The sequence below is a fragment of the Rubrivirga sp. genome, assembly GCF_049648075.1.
In the GTDB taxonomy this organism is placed as follows: domain Bacteria; phylum Bacteroidota; class Rhodothermia; order Rhodothermales; family Rubricoccaceae; genus Rubrivirga.
This window is the reverse complement of record NZ_JBARYR010000299.1, coordinates 1-9,533: the sequence shown is the minus strand read 5'-3', so window position 1 is coordinate 9,533 and position 9,533 is coordinate 1. Positions and strand designations below refer to the sequence as shown.

Below are 9,533 nucleotides of genomic sequence, written 5' to 3'. Positions count from 1 at the left end.
GTTCGAGAGCGACCGCGGCAGTCCGTCCGCATAGCCGATCCCGAGCGTCGCGATTCGTGTCGGGCGCGGCGCCGTCCACGTCCGGCCGTAGCTGACGGTCTCGCCAGCCTGAACAATCAGGATGTTGACGACGCGGGCGACCAGCCGCATCGCGGGTCGGAGGTGCGTCATCGAGGGCGCCATCGCGTCGTCGGAGCCCAGGCCGTAGAGCACGCCACCCAGGCGGACGAGGGCCGGCCTCGAGGTGACCCGCGGCAGACGGACGTGGGCGGGGCCGTTGGCGACGTGGACCAAGATCCCGTCCTCGAGGTCGGCGATGGCCGCGTCGAACTGCTGGACTTGCTCGAGGACGAACGACGAGTCCTCGGCGTCGGCGGTCGCGAGGTGCGTCCAGACGGCCTCGACGGGGACGCCGGCCTCGAGAAGTCGTTTGATGGTCGAGGGCGCCTGCTCAGGCTGGACGCCCAACCGGTGCATCCCGGTGTCGACCTTGACGTGGACCGGGATCCGGTACTCCGCGACGGCCTCGGCCACCGTCGAGGACGAGACGACGGCCTCCAAGCCGTGCTCGGCGTAGACAGGCAGGAACTCGGGCAGCGGACCGGCCAGGACCAGGATGCGCGACTCGATCCCAGCGTCCCGAAGCTCGACGGCCTCGGGCACCGTCGCGACGGCCAACCGCTTGACGCCTTCGGCTTCGAGGACGCGGGCAACCGGGACGGCGCCGTGGCCGTAGGCGTCGGCCTTGACGACGCCCATGAGTTCGTCGTCGGGCGCGGCGGGGAGGGCGCGCACGTTGTGGCGGACGGCCTCGAGGTCGATCTCGGCGCGGAGGGCGACGGGAGTCCTCATGCCCATGGTGCCAGTAGCCAGCCAACGACGGCTCCGCCGAGCACGAGCCAGACGGCGCTGACCTTGTAGCGGAGCGCGGCCACGGCGGCGACCGCGGCGATCGCCCAGGCGGGCCACGACACCAACGTGTCCATCCCGAGTTCGAGCGTCACGGCCGCCATCAGCGCCACCGCCGACGCGTTGACCGCGTCGAGGAACGCCGAGAGCCAGGCCGACGACCGCAGCTTGGGGATCAGCGGGTTCAGGATCCAGACGAACACGAACGACGGCAGGAAGATGCCCAGCGTGGCGACCGCGGCCGTTGTGATCGGGTTCAGCCCGCCCTCAGCGCCGACGACGTAGCCGATAAACGTCGAGGTCGACAACACGGGGCCGGGCGTGAACTGGCCGATCGCGATCCCGTCGAGAAGCTGCGCCTGGGTCAGCCAGCCCAGGTCGTTCACCAGCCCGCCCTCGAGGAAGGCGACCAGCACGTAGCCCGAGCCGTACAGCACCGAGCCGACCTTGAGGAAGAACAGGAAGACCTTGACCACGCTCGCGCTCGCGGCTCCGCCGGCGGCCTCGAGGCCGGACTGCAGGAACAGGATCGGGAGGTAGCGCGCCGCCGTCGTGGACTCACGTCTCAGTCCTCGAAGAACGAGCGCGCCGACGACGCCTCCGACCAACAGTGCGACCACCTCGCCGACGCCTGTGAGCACGGCGGCCGAGACCGCGACCGCGATCACCGCCAGCGGCCAGCCCTTGATCGCCTTCTTGCCCAGCTTCCACAGCGCGCCCAGGATCACGGCGAGCACGGCCGGCTTGATCCCGTACAGAAACGGCTCGACGGCCGGCAGCGTCCCGTACTCGACGTAGAGCACCGCAAGGACGCCCGTGATCAGGACTGCCGGGCCGATAAAGCACGCGCCCGCCACAAACAGCCCGCGCCACCCCGCCCGCTCGTAGCCGACGTGCATCGTCATCTCGGTCGAGTTCGGGCCGGGGATCAGGTTCGTCGCGCCGATCAGGTCGAGAAAATGTTGACGCGTCATCCACCGGCGCCGCTCCACGACCTCGTCCTCGAGCATGGCGACGTGCGCCGCGGGTCCGCCGAACGCGATCACGCCGAGCTTGAGGAACAGCCGGGCCACCTCGCCGAGCGGGCCGCGTCCTCGAGGACGGGCGTGGGCATCGGCTTGGTCGGGAGCGCCGCCGGCCTCGATGGGCTCGGCCTCGAGGTCGGAGGCGTCGGGGGGCGTCATCGGAGTTGGCGGAGCAGCGGTCCAGCCTCGAGGGTCGGGTCCGTGTGTGGACCCAAGCCGCCAGCCTCAGTTCCCACTCGACTCGCACTCGGCGCGGCCACGAGAACGAGCCGCGGGACGGTCTCAGGACGGCGATGCCAGGACGAGACGCCGCTCCCACATTCGCCGGCCACCGTCTGCGAGTCCGGGATCGCTCGCCGTCGGTTTCTCGCGCGCCTAGTCCCGGGTCTCGCAGACGGCGAGGCGGTTCGCGAGCAACTCGAGGTGCCCCGTCCAAATGGATCCCCCGTTGCCGTCCTGCGCTCGGCCGACGACCACGCGGTCCTCGATCCGCACCACGAACACGCTCGCCGAGGTGTCGAAGGACCGCTCCCGCTCCACGGAGGCGTGGACGACCTCCGCGTCAGTCGCGTCGATCCGTCTCCACCCCGACCGGCCCCGGGTCTCCTCGCCGGGCCTGAGAACGTCCCGGGTCACCCGTGTGGCGAGGCTGTCGAGTTCGAGTTCAGCTTCGACCGACGTCAGCTGGCGGGCGATGAACGAGACGGAGTCGGTCCTCAACCCGTCGTCGCCGTCGGAATCAGGCTCCCACCAGTCGTACTCTTTCAGGTCGTAGCGGCGGACGAGGGCCAGACCCTTTCGGGGCGCCCCCTCGACCCGTTCGAACCCGCCGGGCACCGCCAGCCGGACCCCAGCGCTGACGTCTACGCCACCGCACGACGCGCTGCGCAGGCGGACGGCGAAGCCTTCGAGGGCGCGGTCAACGTGCTCGCGACCGCTCGCGGCCGACCACCGAGCGGTGATGGAAACGGAGCCGCCGGGCACGCGGGCATACGAGACTTCAGCAGTCCCGTAAGGCTCGCCGCCCGGCAGCGTGTACGAGACGGCCCCAGTGAGCCAGCGCCGCCCGCCGACGGTGCGGAGGGCAAACGGTTCGACCCGAACGCGTAGCGAGTCGTTCGCGCGCTCAGCGGAGTCGTACACCGACCTCGCGACAGTGTAGAGCGCCGCCAGTGGTTCGAGCCCCTCCATCCTGCCATCGGGCTTAGCCTCAGGCTGAAAGGAGTCGTACTCCACGCGGATCGTCGTACAAGAGTCCGGTGCTACGGCGTCAATGCCCGACGAGCCCTCTGGGCGGTGCCACCCCTCGGGCAGTGTGAGCGTGTACGTGGACGTTGGGTCCTCGAGCGTCACGGCGCCTTCGGCCGGGGAGACGACGGCTGGCGAGAGGTCGGAGCGCACTAGGAGAACTCGCCTGTCCCCGGGCAGAGGTGCCACCTGCTGGTACCCGGCCCCGAGCGCGGCCAAAACCCGGTCTGCGCCAGTCCACGTCCGCCCCGTTCCTTGCTCCGCGAAAGAGGTCAAGACCCCTCCTTCAGTCTTGGCGACGCCCATTCTGATCGTGTACGCGTCTGACTCTGTAGTTGCGGAGAGCCAAGGCCGCCCACCAACGGTCTCCAGAATGACAGGACCGAACCGCAAGCTCCCCGTGGTATCTGCTCGGGCCTGGAGCACCGCGGACCGCGTGACGACGCTGAGCGCGAGCGCTGCGAACACGTCTTCTGGGGCGTTCCCTTTGTCGGGAAGGGGCATAAACCCCAAGACCACGAGCGTGGAGTCGGGGCCGATCATTTCGACCGACTCGAACTCATTGGACGGGCACGGCCCGCACGTTCGGACCCACCCATCCGGGGGTTCGAAGCCTAAGAGGTCCGGGGGGGATGCCGAGGTTGCGAGGTCGGCGGCCGACAAGAGGGCAACATCGGGCAGCGTCTGCGCCGTACTGGCGACGGCCGCCAGCGCGGCGAGAGCGAGGACGACGGGTCGCATTTGTCTGGAGGAGTCTGTGGGGAGTCTCGGACGTCCGACCTGCCTCCGACATCAGCCTGCCACAACGGAACGCTAGATCCCCGAGGCGATAAGCAACTCGATGTCGCGATGGGGCATCCCGAACATTCCGGCCAGGCTCTTCTTCGTCAGGTGCCGGCGGTAGACGTACGTCCCCGTCCGCAGCGACACGTTGGACCATAACGCGTCGTTGATGCTCCCGGCCTCACCGATGTCCAAGAGGTACGGCGTGAGCGCGTTCGACAGCGCGTAGGTCCCGGTCCGCGCGACGGTCGAGGGCAGGTTCGGCAGGCAGTGGTGGACGACGCCGTGGCGCACGAACGTCGGCGCGTCGGGCGTGGTCGGGTGGCTCGTCTCGACGCACCCGCCCTGGTCGACCACCAGGTCCACGATGACCGAGCCGGGCCGCATCGAGGCCACGGTCTCCTCGGTCAGCATGACCGGCGAGCGGTGGCCCATCGTGATCGCGGCGCCGATGACGACGTCGGCGTTCTTGACGGCGCTCTCGATGTAGGTCGGGTTCGCCATCGCCGTCGTGACGCGGCGGTCCAGGGTGTGCTCGATCTGGCGGAGCGCCGGCAGGTCGGTGTCGAGAACGATGGTGTGAGCCCCGAACCCGAGCGCCGTTCGGGCAGCCCACTCGCCGATCACGCCCGCGCCCAGGATGACGACCGTCGAGGGCGGGACGCCGGAGATCCCGCCCAGCATCACGCCGCGTCCACCTTCGGACGACTCGAGAAGTCTCGCCGCCGTCTGGACCGCGATCGAGCCCGCGATCTCGTGCATCATCCGGACGATGGGAAGCGTGCCGTCGCTGTCGGTGATGAACTCGAACCCGATGCCGGTCACCCGCAGGTCCATCAGGCTCTTGAGCGTGTCGGGCTGGAGCCGTCCCAGGTGCAACGCCGAGATCAGCACCTGGCGCTCTCGCATCAGCGCGATCTCGTCGGCGCGGGGAGGCGACACCTTAACGATCAGGTCGCAGTCCGTATAGACCTCCGAGGCCGACTGGACCACGTCGCACCCGGCCTCGGTGTAGGCCATGTCCTCGAACTGGGCCTCGGCTCCGGCCCCGGCCTCGATGCGGACCTCGTGACCGGCGGCGACCAGGATCGCGGCGGCGTAAGGCGCGAGCGCGACGCGGCGCTCGTCGTTGGCCGCCTCGCTCGGCACGCCGATGCGCAGCCTCTGCGTTCGCTCGCCGATGGCGGCGGTCTTCTCGAGGGGGAGCAGCGTGGACTCGATCTTGAGCCCTTGGATCGCAGGGATTTCCATGCGCGGAAGCTACGTTGCGCGACGCTGGACGGATCGTGACGCGCCTCGCCACCTGTTCGGGTACTAGAGAGTGAACCCAACGTCCGTCATGACCGCTACCAGCAGCCCGCCCGTCCTCGACGACGACGAGATCCCAGTCCGTCAGTCGGACACCTTGGTGTGGGACGTCGCCGCGGCGCGACGCGCGGCCGGCGTGACGATCCCGAAGTGGATGGTGGGAGTCGGAATCGCGGCGCTTGTCGGCGTCTTCGTCGTGGGCTGGGCAGCGGCGGTCACGGCCGTGGGAGTCGTCGCCGTGGGCGTCACGGGCCAGGGCATCCGCCGCGCCATCGACAGCCGGCACTGGCCGACCGTCGGCGCGGTCACGACGGGACGCGAGATTCGGGAATCACGCATCGAGACCTACGAGGAAGAGCGCAAAAGGACCGTGGCCCGGAAGACGTACACGCCCGTCGCCAGCTACGAGTACGTCGTCGACGGCGAGACCTACGCGGCCGTCTCCCTCGAGGACGGAGAGTCCAGCTACAAGGTGCTCTACGAGGCCGAGCGCGCCCTCCGGCGCGACTTCCCGACCGGCGTGCCGGTGACGGTCTGGTACGACCCTGCCGACCCGTTCAACCACACGAGGCACGGCGCTGCCATTCGTCGAGCGGTCCGCCAGTCTCTCGGGCTCGGACTCACAGGGCTGGCCTTTCTCGTGGTCGGAGTCCTCCTGATGTTTTAGGCAGACGCGACCTCGAGGGCGGATCGTCGGATCTGTCCGTATCGCTGGTGCGTGAGCAGGGAGCCAACCCGGTACTCTGGATGTCTCTCTCCGCCCTCGCGTTCTCGGCCCTGCTCTTGTCGGCCGTCGTCTTGTTCACAACTACGCCGGACGCGGACCCGGAGCCGAGCCCCGATCTCTCCGCCGCCGACGTCATCCGCATCCAGGTCGAGGCGTTGCAGACCAACGACGACCCGTACCCCGACGCCGGCATCGAGGCCGCGTTCCGGTTCGCGTCGCCCGGCAACCGAGCGGCGACGGGGCCTCTCCCCCGCTTCGCCCAGATGGTCAAGGGGCCGGTCTACGGCGACATGCTCGATTTCGAGCGCGCCGAGTACAGCGACATCGCCCTCGAGGGCGACCGGGCGGCGCAGCGCGTCACGCTCGTCCAGGACGACGGACAGCGCGTGGCGTACGTGTTCACGCTGTCACGGCAGGTCGGCGGCGCGTACGACGGCTGCTGGATGACCGACGGCGTGACTCGGCGTCCGCCCTCGATCAACGGGACGACCCGGATCTAGCTCTTGAAGCTTGGAATCCCTTTGCGGGCTCGGCGCGCGACCGCCCAGTCGGCGGCGTAGCCACGGAGCAGCGCCCACGTGATGAACAGGCCCAATGTGACGTTGCATCAGAAGATCAGCAGCTTCGCGCCGAGCTTGTACAGTGGATAGCACAACGGGTAGTCGGTCGCCCAAAACTCCTTCTCGGACTCGCCGGAGACCTCCCACGCGGCGATGCCGAGGTGGGCCCACACGGTTCCGGCGAGAACGATCACGACCCAGACGAGGGCGAGCACGAGCTGCGCGAACGGACGGCGGGACGTCCACCCGTGGTACATGTACCGGTGGACGAACTCCGCGTCCCCGATCAGGTCCTCGGGCGGGATGTCCTCAGCGTCGGGCGCAGTCTCACTCATGTCGATAGACATTGAAAACGGCGGCGCCGTTTTGGGTAGCACCTAAGTGCGATTCGTCCAGAACCTCGGACCGGTCGGCCTCGAGGACGTCGCCGGTGAACTGGGACGGGTCGATGGTGGGGGGTCGGCGCCGTAGGCGACACCGGCGTTCGGAGTAGCGGAGGCGCGGACCGTGAACGCGTCGTCGGTCACGTCCTCGATGACGTACCATCGAAACAGCGACCTCTCGCCTCCGCCGGGGTTGGAGGCTAGAAAGCGGTCTCCGACCGCGGGGGCGGCGATTTCGGCGATGCGGTATTGGCTTTCCTGGTACGCGTTTGGCGCGCTGGACGACGTGGTTGTTGAGGTGGACCTGGTACGGCGCGAACGTCACGCCGCCGGGGCAGACCGGGTGGGTGACCGTCGGGTGCGGGACCTCGCCCAGCAACTCGTGCCGCACGTGCGGCGGGAGGTCCGGGTCTTCGGAGGGCGGCTGAACGGACGTCGGAGTCGCCAAAGGCTTTGCAAAGACGGCCAGATCTACCGTACCCGACCGTCAGGCGAGCCAGCGCGCGACCAGGATGCCCGACGCCACGGCCACGTTGAGCGACTCGACACCGCACCTCGAGGGCGCCCCCGAGATCTGGACCGCGCCCTCGAGACGGCTCCGCACGTTGGCCGATAGCCCGTGGGCCTCGCTTCCCACCACGAGCGCATCGGTCGAGCTCGGTGTCCACTCGTTCAGAGGCACGCCCTCGAGGTCGGCACCCCACAACGCGCCGCCGCGGGTCTGGAGCGCGTCGAGGACGACCTCGAGGCCGGGGACGCGCACGAGTCGGACGTCCCACAAGCCGCCCATCGAGGCGCGGACGGCTTTGGGCGATTCGAAGTCGGCCGTCTTCTCATCGGCCACGACGGTCGTGACGCCGAACCAGGCGGCGGTCCGCACGAGTGCTCCGACGTTGCCGGGGTCCTGGACGCCGTCGAGGATCAAGACCGAGCCCTCGAGGCCGACCGGCTCGTCCGACACGATGCTGCACGACACCGCGACGACGCCCTGAGACGACCGAGTGCTGGCGACCCGCTCGAGGTCGCGAGCGCTGACCTCGGCCACCTCGACACCGGCCTCGAGGGCGCGGGACGTGAGCGCGGGGTGAGCGCCGGCCTCGAGGACGACTTCGACGAGCGGAGCGCCAGCCTCGAGGGCGGCTTCGACGGAGCGCAGGCCTTCGACCAGAAACTGGCCGTGCGCGCGACGGCCCTTGCCCCGTGAAAGTGATGCGAGGTCCTTGAGGCGCTGTCGGGTCATGCCCCAAGATCGCCGCCGGGCGTGTGAACGGCGGACGGATCCGCTCATGGGGTCGGTTGGTGGCTGCCGTTGCCTCTAGCTTGGTCTCCTATCGACCGGAAGCGCTTCCGATTCTGGTCTCTCCCACCCCTCGGCCCCGTACCTTCGCGGCTGCCCCCCTCCCCCGCCCCAGCGGGTTCTCATGGCAATGAAGACCAAGCGCGACGCCCACAGCCGCGCGATCTACCAGGAGCCGACGCCGGCCGTCGACAAAGACAACCCGTTCCAGTCGATGATGGAGCGGTTCGACGTGGCCGCCGAGCTCCTCAACCTCGACCGGGGGCTCTACGAGGTGCTCCGCGCGCCCTCGAGGATCCACATCACCAGCATCCCGGTCGTGATGGACGACGGGACCGTCCGCGTCTTCGAGGGCTACCGCGTGATCCACTCCGAGGTGCTCGGGCCGTCGAAGGGCGGCATCCGGTTCGCGCCGGACGTCCATGTGGACGAGGTCAAGGCGCTGGCGGCCTGGATGACCTGGAAGTGCGCCGTCGTCGGCGTCCCCTTCGGCGGGGCCAAGGGCGGCGTGACGTGCAACCCGCGCGAGATGTCGAACGGCGAGCTCGAGCGACTGACGCGCCGCTACACCGCCAACCTGCTCGACGTGTTCGGCCCGGACAAAGACATCCCGGCGCCGGACATGAACACGAACGAGCAGATCATGGCGTGGCTGCTCGACACGTACTCGATGCACGCGCGCCGGACCGAGCCGGCCGTCGTGACGGGCAAGCCGCTCCTGATCGGCGGGTCCGAAGGCCGTCGCGAGGCGACCGGCCGTGGCGTCATGACGACGACCCTGGGCGCGATGGAGCGCCTGGGCATGCGGCCGTCGCAGGCGACCGTCGCGGTCCAGGGCTTCGGCAACGTGGGGTCCGTCGCGGCGTCGCTGTTGCGCGAGCAGGGCTGCAAGATCGTGGCCATCTCGGACGTCACCGGCGGCTACTACAACGCCGACGGCATCGACATCGGGGCCGCCATCGCGTACTCCGAGGAGAACGGGCGCGAGTTGACGGGCTTCCCGGGTGCCGAGCCGATCACGAACGAGGAGCTGCTCACCCTCGAGGTCGACGTCTTGGCGCCGTGCGCCAAGGAGGACCAGATCACGTCCAAGAACGCGGCCGACATCAAGGCCAAGATCGTGGCCGAGGGCGCCAACGGGCCGACCACGCCCAAGGCGGACGAGATCCTGAACGAGAACGGCGTCCTCGTCATCCCGGACATCCTGGCCAACGCCGGCGGCGTGACGGTGAGCTACTTCGAGTGGGTCCAGGACCGCCAGGGCTACTTCTGGACCATCGACCGCGTCAACCG

At 69.1% G+C, this 9,533-nt stretch carries 9 protein-coding genes; 3 read left to right on the top strand and 6 right to left on the bottom strand.

What is annotated here, in order from left to right:
- The 4 genes from alr to WBA11_RS08925 form a co-directional block, all read right to left on the bottom strand.
- The coding region (gene alr, locus WBA11_RS08940) for an alanine racemase (protein WP_424520353.1) at positions 1 to 852 on the bottom strand (852 nt) is incomplete at its 3' end.
- Positions 849 to 2,093 (bottom strand): chromate efflux transporter, encoded by a 1,245-nt coding sequence (gene chrA, locus WBA11_RS08935; RefSeq protein WP_424520352.1) that lies wholly within the window; start codon positions 2,091 to 2,093, stop codon positions 849 to 851. The genes chrA and alr, both read right to left, overlap by 4 nt.
- A 216-nt stretch (positions 2,094 to 2,309) precedes the next feature.
- Positions 2,310 to 3,923, bottom strand: coding sequence for a hypothetical protein (locus WBA11_RS08930; protein WP_424520351.1), 1,614 nt, complete (start codon positions 3,921 to 3,923; stop codon positions 2,310 to 2,312).
- 72 nt (positions 3,924 to 3,995) lie between these two features.
- Complete coding sequence (locus WBA11_RS08925; protein WP_424520350.1) at positions 3,996 to 5,216, bottom strand: alanine dehydrogenase; 1,221 nt, start codon at positions 5,214 to 5,216, stop codon at positions 3,996 to 3,998.
- 88 nt (positions 5,217 to 5,304) lie between these two features.
- Between WBA11_RS08925 and WBA11_RS08920 the strand changes: the two genes are divergently transcribed.
- Both WBA11_RS08920 and WBA11_RS08915 read left to right on the top strand, forming a co-directional pair.
- A complete protein-coding gene (locus tag WBA11_RS08920) occupies positions 5,305 to 5,940 on the top strand; it encodes a DUF3592 domain-containing protein (RefSeq protein ID WP_424520349.1) in 636 nt (211 codons plus the stop codon).
- A 47-nt stretch (positions 5,941 to 5,987) separates the two neighbouring features.
- The gene (locus WBA11_RS08915) at positions 5,988 to 6,500 is read left to right on the top strand and encodes a DUF4864 domain-containing protein (protein ID WP_424520348.1); all 513 of its coding nucleotides are present in this window, start codon (positions 5,988 to 5,990) and stop codon (positions 6,498 to 6,500) included.
- A 107-nt stretch (positions 6,501 to 6,607) separates the two neighbouring features.
- On the opposite strand, the gene WBA11_RS08910 is transcribed toward WBA11_RS08915, so the two are convergent.
- A complete protein-coding gene (locus tag WBA11_RS08910) occupies positions 6,608 to 6,895 on the bottom strand; it encodes a hypothetical protein (protein WP_424520347.1) in 288 nt (95 codons plus the stop codon).
- Positions 6,896 to 7,430: 535 nt separating this feature from the next.
- Entirely contained in the window at positions 7,431 to 8,183 is a 753-nt protein-coding gene (locus tag WBA11_RS08905) for a TrmH family RNA methyltransferase (protein ID WP_424520346.1), read from the bottom strand.
- A 187-nt stretch (positions 8,184 to 8,370) separates the two neighbouring features.
- On the opposite strand from WBA11_RS08905, the gene WBA11_RS08900 reads away from it, so the two are divergent.
- Positions 8,371 to 9,533 (top strand): Glu/Leu/Phe/Val family dehydrogenase (locus WBA11_RS08900; RefSeq protein WP_424520345.1); only part of this gene is annotated, 1,163 nt, incomplete at its 3' end.

Bases quoted from the DNA above. Each gene is read 5' to 3' on its own strand.
- WBA11_RS08930 (WP_424520351.1), bottom strand. From the start codon at position 3,923: ATGCGACCCGTCGTCCTCGCTCTCGCCGCGCTGGCGGCCGTCGCCAGT.
- WBA11_RS08920 (WP_424520349.1), top strand. From the start codon at position 5,305: ATGACCGCTACCAGCAGCCCGCCCGTCCTCGACGACGACGAGATCCCA.
- WBA11_RS08905 (WP_424520346.1), bottom strand. From the start codon at position 8,183: ATGACCCGACAGCGCCTCAAGGACCTCGCATCACTTTCACGGGGCAAG.
- WBA11_RS08910 (WP_424520347.1), bottom strand. From the start codon at position 6,895: ATGAGTGAGACTGCGCCCGACGCTGAGGACATCCCGCCCGAGGACCTG.
- chrA (WP_424520352.1), bottom strand. From the start codon at position 2,093: ATGACGCCCCCCGACGCCTCCGACCTCGAGGCCGAGCCCATCGAGGCC.
- WBA11_RS08925 (WP_424520350.1), bottom strand. From the start codon at position 5,216: ATGGAAATCCCTGCGATCCAAGGGCTCAAGATCGAGTCCACGCTGCTC.